Raw genomic sequence first — 21,031 nt, forward strand, 5'->3', positions numbered from 1 at the left:
GACTCAACCTTTACCTTAAGAGGGTCTTGAGCTTTGAACTATGACTTCATATCTTTACGACCCTGGGTAAGAACGGAAGACTGCTCCAGAAAGGTTCCCGTCCATGGAGGGCAGCGCGATCCGGCTGCAGGGTCTGCGGAAGGAGTTCGGCGGCACCACCGCCGTGGCCGGGGTCGACCTGGAGATATCCGACGGGGAGTTCTTCTCGATGCTCGGCCCGTCCGGCTCCGGCAAGACGACCGTCCTGCGCCTGATCGCGGGCTTCGAGAGCCCCACCTCCGGCACCGTGGAGCTGGCCGGTCAGGACGTCACCGGCCTCGCCCCCTTCGAGCGGGACGTCCACACCGTCTTCCAGGACTACGCGCTCTTCCCGCACATGACCGTCGAGCAGAACGTCGCCTACGGCCTCAAGGTCCGCAAGGTGCCCAAGGCCGAACGGCTCCAGCGGGCCCGCAAGGCGCTCGCCGACGTACGCCTCGAAGGCTTCGGCAAGCGGCGGCCGAGCCGGCTCTCCGGCGGCCAGCGCCAGCGGGTCGCACTCGCCCGCGCCCTCGTCGGCCGCCCCCGCCTCCTCCTGCTCGACGAGCCGCTCGGCGCCCTCGACCTCAAGCTGCGCGAGCAGATGCAGGTCGAGCTCAAGGCGCTCCAGCGCGAGGTCGGGATCACCTTCGTGTTCGTCACCCACGACCAGGAGGAGGCCCTGACGATGAGCGACCGCATCGCCGTCTTCAATCAGGGCCGCATCGAGCAGGTCGGCACCCCCGCCGAGATCTACGAGCGCCCCGCGACCGCCTTCGTCGCCTCCTTCGTCGGCACCTCCAACCTCCTGGAGGGCGAGGCCGCCGAGCGGGTCACCGGCACCCCGGGCACCTACAGCATCCGGCCCGAGAAGATACGGGTGCTGAAGGAGTCCGCCCTCGCCGACGAGCCCGAGCGCTCCAGCGCCACCGGCACCGTCGCCGAAGTCGTCTACCTCGGCGACGCCACCCGCTTCCTCGTCGACCTCGACGCGGGCGGCCGCCTCACCGCGCTCCAGCAGAACCTGGAGACCTCCTCCGAGGACGTCGCCGCCTACCGCGGCACCCGGGTGCGCCTCACGTGGCACCGCCGCCACGCCGTCCAGGTCCCCACCGCCCGCTGACCATCCCCCACGCCAGGTCACCGTCACGTATGGAGAACGTCGTGCGTCTCACGCGTACCTTGAAAGCCACCGTCGCGGCCGCGGTGCTGCTCGCGGCAACCGCCTGCGGCTCGTCCGGCTCCGGCTCGGGCGGCTCCTCGTCGTCCACCGGCCTCAACCCGCCCGATCTCAAGGCGCAGTCGAAGCTGGGCAAGAACGAGGGGCAGGTCAACCTGATCGCCTGGGCCGGCTACGTCGAGGACGGCTCCAACGACCCCAAGGTGAACTGGGTCGGCGACTTCGAGAAGCAGACGGGCTGTCAGGTCCACTCCAAGGTGGCGGCCAGCTCCGACGAGATGGTCAAGCTGATGAAGACCGGCGAGTACGACGCCGTCTCCGCCTCCGGCGACGCCTCCCTGCGCCTGATCGCCTCCGGTGACGCCGCCCCGGTCAACACCGACCTCGTACCGAACTACAAGGATGTCTTCAGCGACCTGAAGCTGCAGGCCTGGAACTCCGTCAAGGGCAAGGCGTACGGCATCCCGCACGGTCGCGGCGCCAACCTGCTCATGTACAACACGGACAAGGTCAAGCCCGCGCCGACCTCCTGGTCCGCCGTCTTCGACGACGCCGGCAAGTACAAGGGCCATGTGACGGCGTACGACTCCCCGATCTACATCGCCGACGCGGCGCTGTACCTGAAGGCCACCAAGCCCGAGCTGAAGATCAAGGACCCGTACGCGCTCGACCAGAAGCAGTTCGACGCGGCGGTCGACCTGCTGAAGAAGCAGAACGCGAACATCGGCGAGTACTGGGGCGACTACCTCAAGGAGGTCTCCGCCTTCAAGAGCGGCGACTCCGTGGTCGGCACCACCTGGCAGGTCATCGCCAACCTGGCGAAGAGCGAGGGCGCCAAGGTCGACGCCACCGTGCCCAAGGAGGGCTCGACCGGCTGGTCCGACACCTGGATGCTCTACTCCAAGGCCAAGCACCCCAACTGCGCCTACCAGTGGATGAACTGGATCATCTCCCCGAAGGTCAACGCGCAGGTCGCCGAGTACTTCGGTGAGGCCCCCGCCAACGCCAAGGCGTGCGAGCAGACCAGCGACAAGAACTTCTGCACCACCTTCCACGCCGCCGACACGGCGTACTGGAAGAACATCGCCTTCTGGAACACCCCCATCGAGCAGTGCCTCGACGGCCGCAGCGACGTCAAGTGCGTGCCGTACGCCAAGTGGGTCCAGGCCTGGACCGAGATCAAGGGCTGAGGCACGACGATGACCGCCACCGCGCAGGCCGCCGGACGGGCCCCCGTCCGGCGGCTCGCCGGGATGCTGCACCGCCGCCCTCGGCTGCGGCTGTCCCTGCTGCTCACCGCCCCCCTGTTGTGGCTGGCCGTGCTCTACCTCGGCTCGCTCGCAGTGCTGTTCGTCTCGGCGTTCTGGACGACGGACTCCTTCACCTCCGAGGTGGTGAAGGTCTGGTCGACCGACAACTTCCACGCGTTGCTGACGACCTCCGTCTTCCGCCAGGTCATCTGGCGCAGCATCGTCGTGGCCCTCTCGGTCACCGCCCTGTGCGCGGTGATCGCCTTCCCGCTCGCCTTCTACACGGCGCGCGTGGCGAAGCCCAGGTGGCGACCGCTGCTGGTCGTCGCCATCCTCACCCCGCTGTGGGCGAGTTACCTGGTCAAGGTGTACGCGTGGCGGCTGATCCTGTCCGAGGGCGGGCTCGCCGACTGGATGCTGAAGCCGTTCGGGCTGAGCGGACCCGGGTTCGGCCTCCCGGCGGCGATCATCACGCTGACGTACCTGTGGCTGCCGTACATGATCCTGCCCGTCCACACGGCACTGGCGCAGCTGCCCGCCAACCTGCTGGACGCCTCCGCCGACCTGGGGGCGCGGCCCGGCCGCACCTTCCGCTCGGTCGTCCTGCCGATGGTGCTGCCGTCCGTCGCCGCCGGCTCGGTCTTCACCTTCTCGCTCAGCCTCGGCGACTACATCACCGTGCAGATCGTCGGCGGCAAGACCCAGCTGATCGGCAACCTCGTCTACTCCAACATCGAGCTCAACCTGCCCATGGCCGCCGCGCTGGGCACGGTCCCGGTGGTGGTCATCGTGCTGTACCTGCTGGCGATGCGCCGCACCGGCGCGCTCAGCAGCCTGTAGAACGCCCGAGCCACCACAACTCGGCAGCCTCCAGAAGAGGTCCCACGTCATGCAACTGTCCCGTTCCGCGCGCATCGCGCTGCGCATCGCCGCCGGGCTCGGCTTCGCGGTGGTCTACGTCCCGCTCGCGCTCGTCCTGGTCAACTCCTTCAACCCGGACCGCAGCGCGAGCTGGCCCCCGCCCGGGTGGACGTTCCACTGGTGGTCGGTGGCCTGGGAGAACACGGGCGCCCGGAGCGCGCTCTGGGTCTCGGTGAAGGCGGGCCTCGGTGCCACGGCCATCGCGCTGGTGCTGGGCACGCTCATCGCGTTCGCGGTGGCCCGGCACCGCTTCTTCGGCCGCGGCGCCATCTCGTTCGTGGTCGTCCTGCCGATCGCGCTGCCCGGCATCGTCACCGGCATCGCGCTCAACTCGGCGTTCGGCACGGTCCTTCAGCCGCTCGGCGTCGGTCTCGGCCTGTTCACCGTGATCGTCGGGCACGCCACCTTCTGCATCGTCGTCGTCTTCAACAACGTGGTCGCACGGCTGCGCCGCACCTCCGGCTCCTACGAGGAGGCGGCTATGGACCTGGGGGCCGACACGTTCCGCGCCTTCGTCGACGTGACGTTCCCGCTGGTGCGCTCGGCGCTGTTCGCGGGCGGGCTGCTCGCGTTCGCGCTGTCCTTCGACGAGATCGTGGTGACCACGTTCACCGCGGGCCCCGGCATCGAGACCCTCCCGATCTGGATCTTCAACAACATGACACGCCCTCAGCAGGCGCCCGTCGTGAACGTGGTGGCGGCGGTGCTGGTCCTGCTGTCGGTGATCCCGATCTACGTCGCCCAACGACTTTCGGCGGACACGGCGACGGAGAGCCGGATCTAGGGCCGGGGCCACCGCGGCCCCGGCCCAGGGGTCCGCGCGGTCAGAGATCGAGCACCAGTCGCCCGCCCCGGCACCGGGACACGCAGATCATCATGGTCTCGCCGGACTCCCGCTCCTCCTCCGTCAGCACCGAGTCCCGGTGGTCCGGGGTGCCCTCCAGGACGTCGGTCTCGCAGGTGCCGCAGGTGCCCTCCGTACAGGAGAACAGCACCTCGACGCCGGCGTCGCGCACGGTGTCGAGGATGGAGACGCGCGGCGGGACGGTGAGCGTACGGCCGCTCTGCGCGAGGACGACCTCGAACTCGCCGTCGTCCCCCGTCGGTTGCTCCTTGGGCTGGAACCGCTCGACGCGCAGCGTGCCGGCGGGGCAGCGTCCCTCCACCGCGTCCAGCAGTGGGCCGGGGCCACAGCAGTAGACGAGCGTGCCGTCGGGCACGTCGTCCAGCACCGAGGCCAGGTCCAGCAGCCCGTTCTCGTCCTGCGGGGCGAGGGTGACCCGGTCCCCGTACCGTTCCAGCTCCGTGGTGAACGCCATGGAGCGGCGGGTGCGGCCGCCGTACAGCAGGGTCCAGTCGGCGCCCGCCGCCTCGGCCGCGGCGAGCATCGGCAGGATGGGCGTGATGCCGATGCCGCCGGCGATGAAGCGGTAACGGGGGGAGGGGTGCAGGGGGAAGTGGTTGCGCGGTCCCCGCACGCGCACCTTGTCGCCCTCGCGCACCTGCTCGTGGACGTGGGCCGACCCTCCCCGCCCGTCGGCCTCGCGGAGCACGGCGATCCGCCAGGCCTGCCGGTCCGCGGGATCGCCGCACAGCGAGTACTGCCGCTCCAGTCCCGGCCCGAGCAGGACGTCGACGTGGGCACCCGGCTCCCAGGCCGGAAGCTCCTCGCCCAGCGGGTGGCGCAGGGTGAGGGCGAGCACGCCCTCGGCCGCCGGCTCGCGGCGGTCGACGACGAGTTCGGTTTCGTACGCGGTCATGAGACGGTTCCTCGGGGCTGGTGTCCTTCGGGGTGCGCGAGCATCCACTCCCACATCTCCACCGGGTCCTGGTCGGTGTGCTCGGCGCCGCAGTGGCAGGTGCCGTGCAGGATGTCGGTGCCCGGGAGCCAGTCGATGCGGTAGACCTCGCGCAGCGCAGAACCGGAGGGCGTGCTCACTGGACCTTCTCCACCGGCTTGTCGCCCTCCTCGACCAGTCGGGCGAGGATACGGCGGGCGGCGAGACCGCCGGTGTCGATGTTGATGCTCAGCTCCTGGTAGCCGGCCCGCTCGGTGCCGAGCGTCCTCTGCAGCAGGTTGAGCGCGTCGACGTCCTGCATGACGACCGTGTGGTTGAAGTCGCGCAGGAACGTGGTGACTTCCTCGTCGTCCTTCGCGAAGTCCCGGGAGACGGCCCAGAAGTCGTAGACCTTGCCGTCGGAGGACGGGGTGATCGCGTAGGTGATCTCGGTGTGGAAGCCGTTCGGGTCGCTGCCGTCCGGCTCGGGCAGCACGCCGACCGGCGCGATCCTGCTGTGCAGCAGGTAGAGGCAGGGGGCGTGGTACTCGATGTCCTGCCAGCGGGTGATGCGGCCCTCGATGCCGGTGGAGCGGGCGTAGAAGGGCGGGCACTCGGCGTCGTCCATGTGCCGGCTGACCCGCACGATGCCGGCGCCCTCGTCGACCTCGGTGGTGATCGGCGTCTCGGCGACCTCCGGTGTGCCGATGTAGCCGCCGTGCAGATACGTCTCGTGGGAGAGGTCGAGCAGGTTGTCGACCAGCAGACCGTAGTCGGCGTCGATCGGCTCCATGCCGCGCACCGTGACCCAGTCCGGGGAGTCGAGGTGCTTCGCCCGCGGGATGGTGCCCGCGTCGGCGAGCGCCGGATCACCGATCCACACCCACACCAGGGAGTCCTGCTCGACGACCGGGTACGAGGCGACGCGGGCCGTACGCGGGATGCGCTTCTGCCCCGGCACGTACACGCAGGCGCCCGTCGTGTCGTACGTGAACCCGTGGTACCCGCACACGATGCGGTCCCCGTCGAGCCGGCTCTCCGAGAGCGGGAAGCGGCGGTGGACGCAGCGGTCGGCCAGGGCGACCGCTGTGCCGTCGTCCTCGGTGCGGTAGAAGACGAGCGGCTCACCGAGGATCGTGCGGCCGAGCAGCTCGCGCCCGACCTCATGGCTGTAGGCGGCGACGTACCACTGGTTCCTGGCGAAGGCGGTCATGTGAGGCATGGGTTCCCGTCCCTGTCGGCGGGGCGCCGTCGCCCCGCGTGCCGTGGTTGGACTCAGGGTCGTGACGGGTGTGGTTGCCGCGCAAGGCGGCTTCTGTCAGGCGGAAGCGTCTCTGTGAAAGAGCTGGTCAGGGTCTTGCCATGCCTCTTGCCCAGCGGCGGCAAGGTCTGCGCAGCACCGCCGCTGGGTGGCTCACTCCTGAGGTGGCCGCTGATGGGCTCGGTGAACAGGTCGGATCGGGGTGCTGCCGTGATTATCTGGCAATGAGCCCAGGACGAGGGCCATGGCGTCGGCCCGCGGCCCGGCCAGTGATCGGGCCGCGGGGTTGGGCACGCACCCCAGCTTTTTGATGGCTCGCCGCAGGGCCCGCCGTGTCGACTCCTTCACACCGGCCGCGTTGTTGATGACTCCTCTGTGCGGGCCCCCATGGCGTGTTGCCTCAGCGCCCGTGCGGGGCCGCAGCCGCAACGGCCCGCGGCCCCGCACGGCTGAAGGACCGGACGTGACCTGCCACGGGAGTGCCTGGCCGGTGCCTGCGGCGATGGGCTCGAAGGCCCGGTCCCGGTGCAGGAGAGCAGTCGCCGCAGCATGGCCTGCTGTCGTGGGACTGCCTCGACCGACCGGGCTACTCCCGGCGCGGTGGCAGGGATGGCGGGTCACGCGAGCGTGGTCCACTTCTGGTTGTTCTGGCCGTTGCAGGTCCACAGGATGACCGGGGTGCCGTTGGCGGTGGCGGCCCCGTTGACGTCGAGGCACAGCCCGGCGTGGACGTTGCGGATCGACCCGTCGGACTGCATGGTCCACTTCTGGTTGTCCTGGCCGTTGCAGGGCCAGATGATGACCGGCGTGCCGTTGGTGGTGCCCTGGTTGGAGGCGTCCAGGCACTTGTCGCCGTAGACGCGGATCTCGCCGCCGGCCCATGTGGTCCACAGCTGGTTGGCGGCGGTGTGGCAGTCCCAGATCAGCGTTTTCGTCCCGGACGCGGTGGAGGCGCCGTCCACGTCCAGGCAGCGGCCGGACCCGGTACCGCGCAGACGTGCGGTGGTGGAGGCCAGCGGGCTGCCGCCGGTCACCTTGAACACGGCGACACCGTGCGCCGGGACGCTCGCCGAGATCTGGCCGGAGGTGCTCGACGTGCCGCCGGTCCACAGGTCGGTGAGGGTGAACGGCCCTCCGGTGAGGCCGACTTGCGCGGCCGTGGCGGTGATGGTGGCGGTGCCGCTGCCCCGGTTGAACAGGCCGACCGCGACCGAGCCGTCGGACAGGGGCTTGGCGAACACCTCGGTGTCGCCGTCGTCGCGGACCCGGCGCCCGCCCGCGCCCAGCTTGTCCTGGTTCACCGCCAGCAGACGCGGGTTGCGCAGGATCGCGCTCACGTCGGCGGACATGGTCCGGATGTCGTTGCCCGCGATGAGGGGGGCCGAGAGCAGCGCCCACAGGGCGAAGTGGGAGCGGGACTCGGTCAGCGACAGACCGGGACGGCCGACCACCAGCATGTCGGGGTCGTTCCAGTGCCCCGGACCCGACTGGGCGGCCAGCGGCGCGTCGATGTCGAGGACGTTGCCGACGCCCATCGGGTAGCTGTTGGTGTTGCCGTTCTGCCAGACGTCGAGCAGGTCCTCGGTCGTCCGCCACAGGTCGGCGACCTCGCCCCAGTTGTAGGTGGCACCGGTGATGGCGTGGAAGCTGTTGGGGTTGATGCTGTAGACGATCGGGCGGCCGGTGGCGCGCAGGGCGTCGCGCATGACGGTGAACTGCGCGACCTGATCGGCCAGGGTGCCGCTACCGGAGCACCAGTCGTACTTCAGGTAGTCCACGCCCCAGGAGGCGAACGTGTTGGCGTCCTGGACCTCGTGGCCCTTGCTGCCGGTGGAGCCGGGGTAGGTGGCCACGCCCTGCGCGCACGTCTTCTCGTTGGGCGCCTCGTAGATGCCGAACTTCAGGCCCTTGCTGTGGATGTAGTCCCCGAGCGCCTTCATGCCGCTGGGGAACTTGGTCGGGTTGGCCCGGAGGTTGCCCGCGCCGTCCCGCTGCGGGTCGAACCAGCAGTCGTCGACGACGACGTACTGGTAGCCCGCGTCCTTCATGCCCGACGACACCATCGCGTCGGCGGCCTGGCGGACCTGTGTCTCGTCGACCCCGCATCCGAAGCTGTTCCAGCTGTTCCAGCCCAGCGGTGGGGTGAGCGCGGGGCTGCCCGGCGCGGCCTCGGCGGTCGTGCCGGCGGAGGCGGTGACGCAGGCGGAGAGCGTCAGCGCGGTGGCCGTGAGGAGACGCAGCAGTCGCCTGTGCATGGAAACCATGCAGGGTTCCTTCCTGGGGGGAGAGAAAAAGCGGAAGTCGCTGGTGACCGTGCCTGCCAGGCACGGTCACCAGCTTTGTGGTCGGGCGCGCTCGGGTCAGCGCTGCAGGGTGAGCAGGCCCGGCCGGTACGGCAGGTTCTGGTAGGGGGTGCCCTGCGGGGTGTTGGGGTCCAGGCCCTGGTAGAGGAACTGGAGGTTGCAGGGGTCGATGGTCATGGTCTGGTCGGGGTTGTTGCGGACCAGGTCACCGTGGCTGATGCTGTTGGTCCAGGTGGCGCCGCTGTTGGCCTTGCCCGCGAAGGGGTTGGACTCGGTGGCGGCCTGCGGGGTCCACGGGCCGTCCAGGCTGGTGGCCGTGAAGGAGCGGAAGAAGCGGTCCTCGTTCACACCGCGCGCCTCGACGATCATGAGGTACTGGTTCTGGCCCTGGACCTTGTAGACCTCCGGCGCCTCGAACAGGTTCTTCTCCGTGTCGGTCATGACCGTCGTGTACGACGAGCCGAAGCTGCTCGGGAAGTTCCCGAGCGGCATGGTCGACTTGAAGATGCCGCCCTTGTCATTGGCGAAGAACAGGTACATGTTCTGGCCGTCACCGATGATGGTCGGGTCGATCGGGCCGCCCACGGGGAGGCTGCCGGTGAACAGCGCCTGCGCCGCGGACCAGCCGTTGGGGTTGGTGGGGTCGCTGGACGTGCGGTAGACGAAGGGCCAGTTGGTGCCCCACCCGTTTGAGATCAGTACCCAGATGTTCTTGGGCGCGAAGTAGAACAGTTTGGGCGCCACTGCGGACTGGCTCATGGCGGTCTGACCGGCCGACGCCATGTCCGACCAGTTCGTGAAGGGGCTGAAGCCCATCGAGTGCCAGTTGCCGTCGGAGTACGTCGCGTAGACCAGGTGCTTGCCGTTGTACGTCGTGGTGGTGAAGTCCTTCAGCGAGAGCCAGCCGTTGGCCGGCTGCGCCAGCGGAGCGGTCGAGCTCCACTTGTACGTCGACGGAAGCGCACACGAGTTGGTCGTGCCGGACAGGCCGGTCCACTTCTGGTTGCCTGCGCCGGTGCAGTTCCACAGCTGCACCGCCGTGCCGTTGGCCGTGGCGCCGCCCGAGACGTCCAGGCACAGCCCGGACTCCACGGCGACGACCGTGCCGTCGGCGTTCACCCGCCACTGCTGGTTCGTGCCGCCGTTGCAGGACCAGATCACCGGCCGGGTCCCGGCCGTGGTGGCGTGACCCGGGACGTCCAGGCACTTGTTTCCGTACACGGTCAGCTGGTTGCTGTCCGTCAGCGTCCACTGCTGGTTGGTCCCGCCATGGCAGTCCCAGATCTGCACGTTCGTGCCGTCGGTCTGGCTGGCGCCCGGCACATCGAGACACCGGCCGGAGGCGACACCGCGCAGGGTGCCGGTGGTGGCCGCCTGAGCCGGGGTGGCGACGAGCAGCGCCGCCAAAGAGACCAGGGCCGCGATCGCGGCGGCGAGCACCGCAGACGGGCGTCTGCGGCTGAAACCAAGTCGGTGCATGGGGGACCTCGTCATCCTTGAGTAGTGTTCGCCATACCGAACGATGGTCGAAGCGTCGAGCAAGCTGGAGGGGGGAGAACGGCAAGTTCCGCAGCAGGCCTAGTTCGACAAGATGCGCCACCGGTTGTCGGCGGTGCCGTCGTCCGAGTCCTGGACCGCGAACGCGCCGACGGCGGTGGAGTTGTCCGCGATGGCGAGCAGCTTGCCGCTGTTCTCGTTGCGGATCTTGTAGGTCCCGTCGCCCTGGTCGAGCAGCGTCCACCTGTGGTCGGCGGTGCCGTTGTCCGACCACTGCAGGACGGTCGCGCCGTCCGTCGTGGACATGCTCAGGACGCCGAGCACCTTGCCGCTGTGGGCGTTGCGGAAGCGGACCGCGCTTCCGTCGGTGATCATTTGCCAGTTGTGGTCGGCGGTGCCGTTGTCCGTCCACTGCAGAGCGCGGCCACCGTCGGCCGTGGACATGTTCTGGATGCCCAGCACGAGACCGCTGCCCACGTTGGCGAGACGGACGGTATTGCCGGTGGTGTTCCAGTAGACGGTGTAGTTGAAGCCGTGCGCGTCGTGGAATGGGCCCAGGTTGACGGTGGAGCCGTTGGCGGTGGCGGTGAAGGCGAGCGAACTGCTGCTCGTCCGGGTGATCGAGGACGTGTTCAGCGACGGAAGGGAACTGAGCGAGGAGTCACCGTAGTTGCCGGCCAGGACCACCGGGCCGTAGGTGATCGCGGCGACGTTCGCGTTGTCGTTGGCCGGTCGGATGCCGATCCGCATGGGCAGGCGGACGGTGACCGTGTCGCCGGAGGTCCAGGAGCGGTTCAGGGTGGCGTAGCTGCCGGGGGTGGTGGTGATGTTCTGCGCGACGCCGTTGACGCTGATGGTGGCCCCGGTGGTCCAGCCCGGGATGCGGATGCGCATCGCCCACGTTCCGCTGACGCTGCCGGTGACCTGCAGGGTCGTCGTGTCGCTGACAGGGTAGGTCGTCGTCTGGGTGACGGTGATACCGCGCTCCGACCAGTTGAGCACCGAGGGCACGAACAGGTTCACGATCAGGGTTTTGTCACTGCGGAAGTAGATGGAGTCCATCAGCCTGGTGTGCACGTCCAGGCCCGTGCCCTGGCAGCACCAGAAAGTGCCGTAGTCGGTGCTCCAGGTGCCGCCGCCCCACGCCGGGCCCACACCGCGTCGGCCTCCCGGGTTGAGCGGGGTGAAGTAGGTGACGTGCCCGTGGTCGTCGGCCGGGTTCTGCTGGCCGATGATCTGGTTGAGCCACGCCCGCTCGTAGTAGTCGAACAACGCGGCCCGGTTCGGATCCAGCGCGAACAGCTCACGGGTGATGGTGAGCATGTTGATGGTGTTGCAGCTTTCGCACGTGTCCTTGTTCAGGTAGCCGGCGATGGCGTTCGGGGCGCGGAAGTGCTCCGCCTGGCTGTTGCCGCCGATGGCATAGGTGTGCGAGGTGATGCAGATGTTCCAGGCGTTGGTGGCGATGTCCCGGTAGCGAGTGGTGCCGGTGGCCTTGTACTCCCGGGCGGCGCCGATCCACTTGGGAACCTGGGTGTTGGCGTGCAGTCCGCCCAGCTGGTCCTGGTTGGACGCCAGCGGGTCGAACACCGCGGCGTGGTCGAAGCGCTGGGCGACCGTGAGCCACCGCGCGTCGCCCGTCTGCTGGTAGAGATCGGTCAGCACCGTGTTCATACCGCCGAACTCGGTTTGCAGCATGGCCTGCATCTGCTGGCTGCTCAACCGGCCGGTGCGCCAGTCGACCCATCCCGCCAGGGCGAGCAGCACATCCCGGGCTTGTGTGCTGCCGATGTGGCGCCATACGTCCAACAGGCCGGCGAGGGTCTTGTGGATGGTGTAGTACGGCACATTGCCGTTGCTCAGGGTCCGCTGCTCGAGAGCGGTGAAGTCGGACTCGGGGTAGCCGGAGAGGTACCCGGCGCTGAAACCGGCGGCGCTGTTGTTGGCCTGGCATTTGGCCAGCTCCGCGACCATGTAGGTGGCCTTGTCCCGGCAGATGGTGTCCCCGGTGACGGCGTACGACTGTGCCCATGCCGTGAGGAAGTGCCCCTGGATGTGGGTGCGGAAGCCGAAGTTCGGCGCGTCCCAGCCGCCGTTGGCGGTCGCGCCGTTGGTGGACAGCTTGTGGTTGGCGCGGAAGTTGTACAGCAGCCGGTCGACATCGACGAACCGCAGGTAGTTCTGCGTGCGGTTCTGGTTGTCCAGCCACCGGCTCGCGGTGAGCCGGACCTGGCCGAGTCCGAAGGGGTGTGCGGAGACCCCGATGTCGGCCCTTGCGGGAGGGATGGCCGCGTGGGCGGGAGATGCGCCGATGAAGGATCCGGTGGCAGAGGCGGCGGCGGTGGCCCCGGCTACTTGCAGCAGGCGCCGTCTGCTGACGGAGGAAGACATCTTGAGCCTTTCGGTGAGGGGGGAGTGACGGCTTGGTCGTCAGTGCATTCGCTCACATGTCCCACGGTCAGGTGCAGCACGTCACGGGCTTGTCTGCTGCCGACGTGGTCCCATACGTCCAGCAGGCCGACGACATCACAGCGGAGCCGTGGGTGACGGCCACCGCCCCGGCCGCCATGCGGCGAGAACCGATGCGCGTGAGACTCCTCCGGTACTGCGGTCGGTCCTGTTCCGCTCGTCGGAACTCCGCCCGGAGTCGGCGGCTGGAGGCCGGGTGGCAGCCCTGCTGGGCAACGAGGCCGAAGATTCACAGGGGTCTCCGTCCCATCACCCCTCTCCACTGATACATGGGATGGATTAACGGACACGAACGTTGCCCATGTCTAGTCTTGCGACACGCATTACTTGGCTACTTGGGGATGTGCGTCCGACCTGTGCCCTGACGTCGAGCCAGACATTGGAGTGCTGTGAGGAGTGTGAGGAGTGCAGGCGGCCTGGAACGGCACACCGCCGAAGAGATCCTCCGCGTCGAGCCCGGGGACCGGACGCCGTCCGGGTCCGGGGCAGGGGGTGGGGCGCATCCGCCCCACCCCCTGCTTCAGGTGTCGGTCACCGGTTCGCCTTCTCGGTTTGTCGCGGTGTCAGAAGCCGGCGGTGCCCCAGGAGTGGGCGGTGTAGTCACCCGGCCCGAATTCCCAGCCGGCCATGATGCTGTTGAGGTAGTGGTCGCCGGTGTAAAAACCCCTGTTCATGCCGTAGTTGAAGAACGGGGTGAGGCTGCCGGACCACCAGCCGGACCTGCTCCTGTCCAGGAAGCTGAGGGTGTGGCCGCCGTTGCTCCAGGTGTACTCGTAGATGTCCCAGGTGCGGCCGCCCAGGCTGACGTTGGTCGCGGCCGGGATCGCGTTGCCGTTCGCGTCGTAGTGGTCGGCCAGCGGCTTGGTGTTGTACCAGTTGAGCCAGATCATCAGCTCGGTCTTGGAGTTGCGGTCGGTCGGCGCAGGGTAGGGGTCGATGAAGATGTCGTACGTGGCGTCGTAGTACGAGCCGGACTTCGGCCACGCCGACTGGCTGAACCACGTGTTGTTGTCGGGGCTGACGTCGCGGATCTTCTTGGGGAGTGTGGTCACCGGGGACGTCCAGCCCCAGTCCTTGCCGTTGACCATGGCGACGAAGCCGGTGCCGGTCGAGGAGTTCACACCCCAGTTGTTGTCGTCGCTGTACCACGTCGAGGCGTTGCCGCCGGTCGCGTAATGCTTGAACCAGTACGTCGATGACGCTGCCACTGCCGAGTTCGGCAGGGTGAAGACGAGAGCCAGAGCCGCGAGAAGCGCGGCCCAGCCGAGACGGAATTTCATCAGCCCTCCGGATTGTGTGCTGAGTGGGGGGATCACACAGGAGAGGAGAAGTCGGTCGTCCTGCCCTGGCGGCAGGGCCACGTCGGTCTCCCCCTCGGGACGGCGGGTGCGGAGCGAGGCGGCCGGGAGCCGAACCTCACTTGGGGTCGCCGTAGATGACTCCGCGGCCGTTGGTCCCGAAGTAGACGCGGCCGTAGACCCGGGGGTCTCCGGTCATGGTGTTGCCGGTCCAGGCGTACTGGTGTCGGTCGTCGTTGATGCGGGTCCAGGTCCGGCCCGCGTCGTCGGACCGGAAGATGCCGCGCACGCCGTCGATCTTGGAGCTGGTGTAGACGGCGGGGTACGTGGCCCCGGGTGCGGCCTTGCCGAATCCGACGACGTCGCCCTCGTCCACCGCCTCGAACCTGGTGAATGACGTTCCGGAGTCGGTCGACCGCCACAACCCGTACGGTGTGGGGGTGGTGGGCTTGTTGGTGCCGCCGGCCAGCCAGATGTCGCCCTCGTGGCCCGGTACCGCCTTGAACCGGACGTTCCCCGCAGTGGGCAGACCGGACGCCGCCGTGGCCTTGAAGCTCTTGCCGCCGTCCGTGCTGAGGTGGAAGACGCCGGAGCCGTAAGCGTAGAACTTCGCCGGGTTCACCCGGTCGGAGCGCACCGAAACCCCGGCCGGCAGGCCCTCCGACGCCGTCCAGGTGGCTCCGTGGTCGTCGGACCAGCTGACCGGGGCTCCCGCCGGCGCCCAGACGATCCGCCTGCCGTCGGCGCTGATGGCGACGGCCTGGTCGTCGACTCCGGGGCCGGTGACGCCGGACGGCTCACTGCCCGACGGCTTCCAGGTGTTGCCGCTGTCGGTGGAGATGGCGAAGTGCTGGGTCCAGCCGCTGGTGGGGTTGCCGACCCGCACGATGGTGTGGGGCGCCAGCTCCGCGTAGTCCAGGGCCGGGGTGGCGCCGAAGGTCGGGTTGTCGTACATCTTCGTCGCCTTGTTCAGATCCGTGTGGCGGAAGCCGCCGACGTCGCCGACGCCCGAGAAGAGGTGAGCGGGACCGACGGGTGGGCTGATCACGCAGCCGATCGAGCACTCCTCCAGGCCCTGGGCCCGCACGGAGATGTGCACTGTGCCGCCGCTGTCCCAGTCGGTCAGGTTGTCGGCGCCGTAGATCGTCGCGCCGGTTCCGTACATGAAGTGGTCGGAGTCGAAGGGGTCGATCTGGACGGACTCCATCATCCAGCCCAGCTTGGGGGCGATCTCGGGCAGCGACGGCGAGGCGTTCCAGGTCAGCCAGGGGGCGGCGGAGATGTCGATGTCGTAGCGCAGGGTGCGCTCGGAATTCGTGCCCAGGTCCCACGCGCGGGACCAGCTCGCGCCGCCGTCGGTGGAGCGGAACAGGAGGCAGTCGGGGTACCACTTGACCTGGGTGGACACCATCAGGGTGTCCGGGTTCTGCCGGTCGATGGTCAGGCCGCTGTAGCCGTACTGGTTGTCGTCGCTGGTGGAGGGGACCGGGCTGATGCGGGTCCAGGTGTCGGTGGCAGTGTCCAGCTTCCACACATCGCCCTTGGACCCGTCGTAGGGGCCGGCGGTGTTGCTGGTCGCCAGGTACAGGTAACCGCCGACGTGGTCGAAGACCGCGTGGTGCGGGATGAAGCCGGTGGGCTGCCCGGGTACGCGTTCCCAGGTCGCTCCCGCGTCGGTCGACCGGTACAGGATGTTGTCCTTGTCGGCGACGGTGACGTAGAGGGTCCGGGTGGCCCTGCCCGCTCTGCCGGTGCGCTTGTCGAAGACGACTTGCAGCACGCCCAGGTTGTCGCCGTTGTAGCCGTCGGGGTCGGTGGGGTCGATGACGAAGTTGCCCGGGTTGGGGAAGCCGGTCACCTTCGCGAAGGTCTTGCCGTGGTCGGTGCTGCGCCACAGCCCGTGGCCCCCGCGCACGCCCAGGTACAGGATGCTGTTGCGGGTGGGGTCGATCACCAACCGCTCGCCGATGCCCCGGCCGGGCATGTTGCCGCCAAGCCGGAACGGCAGGGGAGTTGCCTTCCAGGTGCGGCCGCGGTCGGTCGACCGCAGGATCGCCGCCATGGTCGGGTCCCAGTCGGGAAGGGTGTAGGTGCCTGCGGCCAGGTAGACGCGGTCGGGGTCCACCTCGTCGGTGGCGACGCTGATGATGCCGGTGTGTCCGTACTCGTCCCAGCCGATCCAGTCGGTGAGGGGGATCCACCGCCGGGACACGGTGTCGAGGCGGTAGGCGCCGCCGATGTCGGTCCGGGCGTACACCAGTCCCGGTTCGCTCTGGTTGAAGATGATGCCGGTGACGAAACCGCCACCGACTATCTCCGCGTTGCGGAAGGTGTAGGGCGTGCGTCGGACGGTCCCGGCCGCACGGGCGGACGCGGCGGAGGCAGCGGAGGGGGCGAGCACAGGGAGTGCGGCCGCGGCCGCACCGGCGGCCAGCAGTCCTCGGCGGGAGAGGTGCGGGACATGGGTCATGATGCGTCCTTGCCTTTCGGGTGCGGGTCCGTACGGGCCTGCGTACAAGCAGCAGTCCGGTCGGCTCTGGTGTGGTCGGGGAGGGCTGGGTGGACGGTGCCCCGTCCCGCGCGTCGAGGGTGCCGAACCGGTGGCGCAGCCGGAGTCGGGAGACCCCCGAGGCGGTCGGTGACGCGGTGAATCATGGGCGTCCCGTCAGCCCTTGATCGCGCCGGTGAGCATGCCCTTGGCCAGATGCCAGTACTGGTCGTATCCGCCGAGGCCCACGACCACCACCGGCGGCCGTTCGCAGGACGGCTCGGCGGTTCACCTCGATGCTCATGTCGTTGCGGCCCTTCGTTTTCGTGGATCCGACCGGCGGGCGGGCCGACGCTGCGTCGTCCGGTGGTCTGATCTCGGGAGGGCGGGAGGAATCCGAGTCGATGCGCTTCGACGTTTCGGTGACACTAAGGCCGTGTTTCCGGGCACGACAACGGGCCGTCCAGGTCACTTTCCGGTAACAGGCGCGGTCGAGGGTGGCGGTGCGCTCCGCCCTCCATGCTGCCCTTTCCCCAGGTGGACTGCTCCTCCGGGCGAACTCTCGGTGGAACGCCAGTGCTGGACGAACGACTTGCGACGGCTGGGCGACCTGTGATTGACACACGACTCAGCGTCATGCCAACGTCGAAGCGCTTCGACTGCATGAGAGTGCGATCGAGGTGGCGCGCCGTCGACGTACCGAAGGAGGGCCGGGTGGATATGCGACAGATCGCACGCCATGACGTCGTCTTCGTCGCCGGCTTCGCCGGAGAGCATGAACTCACCTGGTCGCAGAAGGCCCACGCACGCGAAGGATGCCACCCCCATCTCCACGGACCCCGCAACAGGAACGTACGGATGGGGCGGGCACTGGACGGCCGACCCGACATGGCCGCGGTGCTGCGTGCCTTCGCCGCGGTCATGTCCCACTTCGAGGCGCTGCGCACGCTGTATCCACGTGACGCGGACGGACAACCGCGCGCGGTCGTCGTGGCTTCCGGCGTGCTCCGGGTCGACGAGTACGCCTCCGACGCCCCGCCGACCTACGACGAGCTGAGCGCCTTCACCCTCCGACTGGCCGAGCCCGGATTCGCCCCGGACGACCTGCCGTTGCGGGCGGCCGTCATCACCGTGGACGGCAGACCCATCCACATCGCGCTGTCATTGCACCACTTCTCGGCGGACACGACGGCCGCCCGGATCGTGGCCGAGCACATAGCCCGACTGGCCGCCGATCCGGGCGCCGACCTCGGTCCGGGGTGGCAGCCGCGGCAGATCGCGAACTTCGAGGCCAGTCCCTCGGGGCTGCGGCACGCCCATCGTGTCGACACCCATGACCGGGCCATGCTCCGTCAGTCCGTCATGCCCGAACTCCGGGCGCCCGCGAGCCACAGGGACGCCGTCTACAACTTCGTATGCCTCGACTCGGCGGCGGTCGCGCTCGCGGCCGCCGGTCTGGCGAAGCAGTACCGGACATCCGTGGCCGCCGTCCTGCAATCCGCATACGCGTGCGCGCTCGCCGAGCACCTCGGCGTCGTCAACTGCATGTTCAACACCGTGATGGCCAACCGGCAGACCACCTTGGCCCGCGAGGCGGTGGCCCATATCGCCGGCAGGGCCCTCGTCCCGGTCGACACGTCCCTCGGCATCGACCGGTTCCCGGCGCTGTGCCGGGCCGTCGACGCGGCACTCGTCAGATCCTCCTCCGTCAGCCTGCGAGAGCCCGACCGCTACGCCAGATCCCTGGACGAGGTCTCCGCCGAACTGGGCCGCTCCGCACACAACCCGTACGTGGTCAACATCCGCCCCATAGCGCCCCGCACGCTGATCCGGGCTCGGGCGGACAGGGCACAGGAGGACATCGAGCGAGCCATGGCGTCCAGCCGGTACAGACGGTTCCCCAAACCCGTCGATCCGTACTCCGGAAAGCTCTCCTTCAGTGTGTGGGGTATGTCCGAGACGGCCGGAATCAGTCTGGGGACGGATGCGACGTCGTTCGACGCGACGGATCTCGAACAGATACTGCGGTCCTTCGAGAAGCGGTTGGTCGGAGCCGCGATCGGCCCTCACGCCGCACGGAGCGGCTCCTTCGCCGACGCGTAGAGACGCGGTGGGGTGCGTATGGTCGACGTCGAGCTCCAGCAGGGCGGTCCCGGCGGTTCGAGGTGGAGGGTGTTCTTCGGTGTCAGGGCCCGCCCTGCGGTACGGGACGGAATCCGGGTGCGTCCCGGGCGACCGGCACGTCGGTCGTCATCGGCTGAGGGCGGACGAGGCCGACAGGTGTTGGTCGGCAGCCCAGGAGGCGAGAATGCGCAGCCGCTCGTGTGTGGGGGATCCGGGGACGGCGGTCCAGACGGTCAGGTGTTGATCGGGATCGGTGTTGGCGGTGTAGGTGTCCCAGTCCAGGACGAGTTCGCCGACGACCGGGTGGTTGAGGGTCTTGGTGCCCACGGTGCGCGCGGCCACCTTGTGGTCGCCCCACCACTTGGCGAACTGCTGGTCGCGTGTGGACAGTTCGCCGACCAGCTCGATCAGACGCGGGTCCTCGGGATACTTGGCCGCCTCCATCCGCAGTTGCGCCACGGAGATCTGCGGCCGAGGTCTCCCAGTCGGCGTACAGGGTGCGCATCGCCGGCTCGGTGAACTGGATCCGGGGATAGTTGCGGTGCTTTTCCGGGATGCGGGAGAAATCGATGACCAGGGCGGCGGCCGGCGCGTTCCACGCCAGGATGTCTCCGCGCCGGCCCTGCACGATGGCCGGGGTGGCGGTGAGGTCGTCCAGGACGCGCTGGAGCTGCGGCTGGACCTGCTGCCTGCCGCGCCGCCGCGTGCGGGGCGTGGTCTTGCCCGCGAGCTGGAAGAGATAGCCCCGCTCGTCGTCGTCCAGGTGGAGGACGCGGGCGAGGGCCTCGAGCACGGGAGCGGATGCCTGTATACGGCCCTGTTCGAGTCTGGTGTAGTAGTCCGTGCTGATGGAGGCGAGCTGGGCGACCTCCTCACGGCGCAGTCCGGCGACCTGGCGGGGGCCGCCCGTCTCCGGCAGTCCGACCGTGCGCAGGCTCAGCTCCGAGCGGCGTTTCTTGAGGAATTCTCCCAGCTCATTGGCGGTGGCGTTGTCGCTCATGGTTCCCAGCATGGCATTGATCATGCCCCGACAAGGGGGGAGAGTCTTCTCCCGGGATACGGCCCTCCCCGGAGGGATTTCTCCGCTTTCCGTGCTCGGCCCCGCGTGCGAGCCTCGATGACGAGCAGCCCGGGAGGACGGACATCGTTCGCTCCCCCTCGGACTGGCTGCAAGAGACGTCTCACACCTGAAAGAAGCACCCTCATGCGCGGAGCAGTCATCCATGCCCCCGGCGACGTCCGTTTCGAGGAGCTCGACGATCCGAAGATCATCCATCCGACCGACGCGATCATCCGTACCGCGGTCACCTGTGTGTGCGGCACGGACCTGTGGCCCTACCGCGGCGCGGAGCCCGTCGACCAGCCGCACCCGATGGGTCATGAGTACGTCGGCATCGTGGAGGAGGTCGGCAGCGAGGTCACCTCGGTGAAGCCGGGGCAGTTCGTCATCGGCTCCTTCGCCACCTCCGACAACACGTGTGCGAACTGCCGGGCGGGCTACCAGTCCAACTGCGTGCGACGCGAGTTCATGAGCACCTGCCAGGCCGACCACGTGCGCATCCCCAACGCGCAGGGCACCCTCGTCGCCACCGACGAGCATCCGGCTGAGCAGTTCTGGCCCAGCCTGCTGGCGCTGTCCGACGTCATGGGTACCGGCTGGTGGGCCGCGAAGGCCGCCGAGGTCAAGCCGGGCTCCACCGCCGTGGTGGTCGGTGACGGCGCGGTGGGCCTGTGCGGTGTGATCGCCGCAAAGGAGCTCGGCGCCGAACGGATCATCGTCATGAGCCGGCACGAGAGCCGGCAGAAGCTGGCCCTGGAGTTCGGCGCCACCGACATCGTCACCGAGCGCGGCGAAGAAGGCATCGCCCGCGTGAAGGACCTGACCGGCGGTGTCGGCGCCGACAGCGTGCTGGAGTGCGTGGGCACGCCTGAGGCGATGCAGCAGTCCCTGCGTTCCACTCGCCCGGGCGGCAACGTCGGCTTCGTCGGCGTCCCGCACGACGTCGCGATCGACGGTCAGGAGCTGTTCTTCTCGCATGTCGGTCTGCGTGGCGGCCCCGCCCCGGTGCGCGGCTACCTGCCCGACCTCATCCAGCGGGTCTTCGAAGGCCGCATCAACCCCGGCAAGGTCTTCGACCTCACCCTGCCCCTGGAGCAGGTCGCCGAGGGCTACAAGGCGATGGACGAGCGCCGCGCCATCAAGACGCTGCTGAAGCCCTGATCGCCGGCCGATCCCACGCCGGGGCCGGGCCTTCACGGCCCGGCCCCCACACCGTCGGCGGCCCCTCCGCCTTCAACGTCGGAGTCGCCGCCGGACGCCGGCTCTCGGGAACGGCCCTGGGCTCCTCCGTCGGTCTGACCGGCCCGCCCCTGGTCGGCAGGTTCACCGCCGCCCTCACCCTGCTCCCGCTGATCGCGCTCGCCGTCCGCGACACCCCGCTCGC

At 68.8% G+C, this 21,031-nt stretch carries 15 protein-coding genes and 2 pseudogenes; 6 read left to right on the plus strand and 11 right to left on the minus strand.

Annotation, left to right across the window (positions count from 1 at the left end; all coding sequences use genetic code 11):
- Positions 1-103: 103 nt before the first annotated feature.
- From N8I84_RS33860 to N8I84_RS33875, 4 genes are read left to right on the plus strand one after another with little or no spacing between them, the layout of a single operon-like run.
- Positions 104-1,141, plus strand: a complete 1,038-nt coding sequence (locus N8I84_RS33860) for an ABC transporter ATP-binding protein (protein ID WP_263233285.1) — start codon at positions 104-106, stop codon at positions 1,139-1,141.
- A 41-nt stretch (positions 1,142-1,182) separates the two neighbouring features.
- On the plus strand, positions 1,183-2,388 hold the full coding sequence (locus N8I84_RS33865; protein ID WP_313884312.1) for an ABC transporter substrate-binding protein: 1,206 nt from the start codon (positions 1,183-1,185) through the stop codon (positions 2,386-2,388).
- A gap of 9 nt (positions 2,389-2,397) precedes the next feature.
- Positions 2,398-3,288, plus strand: a complete 891-nt coding sequence (locus N8I84_RS33870; protein WP_263233287.1) for an ABC transporter permease — start codon at positions 2,398-2,400, stop codon at positions 3,286-3,288.
- Between the two features lie 49 nt (positions 3,289-3,337).
- Positions 3,338-4,153 carry an ABC transporter permease gene (locus N8I84_RS33875; protein ID WP_263233289.1) on the plus strand — a complete coding sequence of 272 codons (816 nt, stop codon included), beginning with the start codon at positions 3,338-3,340 and terminating at the stop codon, positions 4,151-4,153.
- Between the two features lie 40 nt (positions 4,154-4,193).
- On the opposite strand, the gene N8I84_RS33880 is transcribed toward N8I84_RS33875, so the two are convergent.
- The 9 genes and pseudogenes from N8I84_RS33880 to N8I84_RS33920 form a co-directional block, all read right to left on the minus strand.
- Positions 4,194-5,129 (minus strand): PDR/VanB family oxidoreductase, encoded by a 936-nt coding sequence (locus N8I84_RS33880; protein WP_263233291.1) that lies wholly within the window; start codon positions 5,127-5,129, stop codon positions 4,194-4,196.
- A complete protein-coding gene (locus N8I84_RS33885; protein ID WP_263233292.1) occupies positions 5,126-5,308 on the minus strand; it encodes a hypothetical protein in 183 nt (60 codons plus the stop codon). The genes N8I84_RS33880 and N8I84_RS33885 overlap by 4 nt, the downstream gene beginning before the upstream one ends.
- Complete coding sequence (locus tag N8I84_RS33890; protein ID WP_263233293.1) at positions 5,305-6,369, minus strand: aromatic ring-hydroxylating dioxygenase subunit alpha; 1,065 nt, start codon at positions 6,367-6,369, stop codon at positions 5,305-5,307. Before N8I84_RS33890 ends, N8I84_RS33885 begins: the two co-directional genes overlap by 4 nt.
- 270 nt (positions 6,370-6,639) lie before the next feature.
- Positions 6,640-6,837 (minus strand): annotated as a pseudogene (locus tag N8I84_RS33895) (LacI family transcriptional regulator); the annotation flags it as partial.
- Positions 6,838-7,025: 188 nt separating this feature from the next.
- Positions 7,026-8,672: a glycoside hydrolase family 27 protein gene (locus tag N8I84_RS33900; protein ID WP_263233294.1), complete on the minus strand. Its 1,647-nt coding sequence runs from the start codon at positions 8,670-8,672 to the stop codon at positions 7,026-7,028.
- Between the two features lie 96 nt (positions 8,673-8,768).
- A complete protein-coding gene (locus N8I84_RS33905; protein WP_263233295.1) occupies positions 8,769-10,190 on the minus strand; it encodes a non-reducing end alpha-L-arabinofuranosidase family hydrolase in 1,422 nt (473 codons plus the stop codon).
- A 99-nt stretch (positions 10,191-10,289) separates the two neighbouring features.
- Positions 10,290-12,599 (minus strand): beta-L-arabinofuranosidase domain-containing protein, encoded by a 2,310-nt coding sequence (locus N8I84_RS33910; RefSeq protein ID WP_263233296.1) that lies wholly within the window; start codon positions 12,597-12,599, stop codon positions 10,290-10,292.
- A gap of 641 nt (positions 12,600-13,240) precedes the next feature.
- The gene (locus N8I84_RS33915) at positions 13,241-13,957 is read right to left on the minus strand and encodes a GH12 family glycosyl hydrolase domain-containing protein (protein WP_263233297.1); all 717 of its coding nucleotides are present in this window, start codon (positions 13,955-13,957) and stop codon (positions 13,241-13,243) included.
- A 136-nt stretch (positions 13,958-14,093) separates the two neighbouring features.
- Positions 14,094-16,445, minus strand: coding sequence for a sialidase family protein (locus tag N8I84_RS33920; RefSeq protein WP_263233298.1), 2,352 nt, complete (start codon positions 16,443-16,445; stop codon positions 14,094-14,096).
- A gap of 738 nt (positions 16,446-17,183) precedes the next feature.
- On the opposite strand from N8I84_RS33920, the gene N8I84_RS33925 reads away from it, so the two are divergent.
- On the plus strand, positions 17,184-18,566 hold the full coding sequence (locus tag N8I84_RS33925) for a condensation domain-containing protein (protein WP_263233299.1): 1,383 nt from the start codon (positions 17,184-17,186) through the stop codon (positions 18,564-18,566).
- A gap of 147 nt (positions 18,567-18,713) precedes the next feature.
- Here N8I84_RS33925 and N8I84_RS43220 read toward each other — a convergent pair whose 3' ends face one another.
- Positions 18,714-18,989, minus strand: coding sequence for an MmyB family transcriptional regulator (locus N8I84_RS43220; protein WP_390899070.1), 276 nt, complete (start codon positions 18,987-18,989; stop codon positions 18,714-18,716).
- Positions 18,874-19,863 (minus strand): annotated as a pseudogene (locus N8I84_RS43225) (helix-turn-helix domain-containing protein); the annotation flags it as partial. The gene N8I84_RS43220 and the pseudogene N8I84_RS43225, both read right to left, overlap by 116 nt.
- Between N8I84_RS43225 and N8I84_RS33935 the strand changes: the two are divergent.
- Positions 19,792-20,808, plus strand: coding sequence for a zinc-dependent alcohol dehydrogenase family protein (locus N8I84_RS33935; RefSeq protein ID WP_263233300.1), 1,017 nt, complete (start codon positions 19,792-19,794; stop codon positions 20,806-20,808). The pseudogene N8I84_RS43225 and the gene N8I84_RS33935 sit on opposite strands and share 72 nt — an antisense overlap.
- Positions 20,809-21,031 lie beyond the last annotated feature (223 nt).

It is taken from the genome of Streptomyces cynarae (genome assembly GCF_025642135.1).
GTDB classification, from domain to species: Bacteria; Actinomycetota; Actinomycetes; order Streptomycetales; family Streptomycetaceae; genus Streptomyces; species Streptomyces cynarae.

Coding starts and splice junctions, on each gene's coding strand:
- N8I84_RS33860 (WP_263233285.1), top strand. CDS start 104: ATGGAGGGCAGCGCGATCCGGCTGCAGGGTCTGCGGAAGGAGTTCGGC.
- N8I84_RS33870 (WP_263233287.1), top strand. CDS start 2,398: ATGACCGCCACCGCGCAGGCCGCCGGACGGGCCCCCGTCCGGCGGCTC.
- N8I84_RS33875 (WP_263233289.1), top strand. CDS start 3,338: ATGCAACTGTCCCGTTCCGCGCGCATCGCGCTGCGCATCGCCGCCGGG.
- N8I84_RS33880 (WP_263233291.1), bottom strand. CDS start 5,129: ATGACCGCGTACGAAACCGAACTCGTCGTCGACCGCCGCGAGCCGGCG.
- N8I84_RS33890 (WP_263233293.1), bottom strand. CDS start 6,369: ATGCCTCACATGACCGCCTTCGCCAGGAACCAGTGGTACGTCGCCGCC.
- N8I84_RS33900 (WP_263233294.1), bottom strand. CDS start 8,672: ATGGTTTCCATGCACAGGCGACTGCTGCGTCTCCTCACGGCCACCGCG.
- N8I84_RS33905 (WP_263233295.1), bottom strand. CDS start 10,190: ATGCACCGACTTGGTTTCAGCCGCAGACGCCCGTCTGCGGTGCTCGCC.
- N8I84_RS33910 (WP_263233296.1), bottom strand. CDS start 12,599: ATGTCTTCCTCCGTCAGCAGACGGCGCCTGCTGCAAGTAGCCGGGGCC.
- N8I84_RS33915 (WP_263233297.1), bottom strand. CDS start 13,957: ATGAAATTCCGTCTCGGCTGGGCCGCGCTTCTCGCGGCTCTGGCTCTC.
- N8I84_RS33920 (WP_263233298.1), bottom strand. CDS start 16,445: ATGACCCATGTCCCGCACCTCTCCCGCCGAGGACTGCTGGCCGCCGGT.
- N8I84_RS33925 (WP_263233299.1), top strand. CDS start 17,184: ATGCGACAGATCGCACGCCATGACGTCGTCTTCGTCGCCGGCTTCGCC.
- N8I84_RS33935 (WP_263233300.1), top strand. CDS start 19,792: ATGCGCGGAGCAGTCATCCATGCCCCCGGCGACGTCCGTTTCGAGGAG.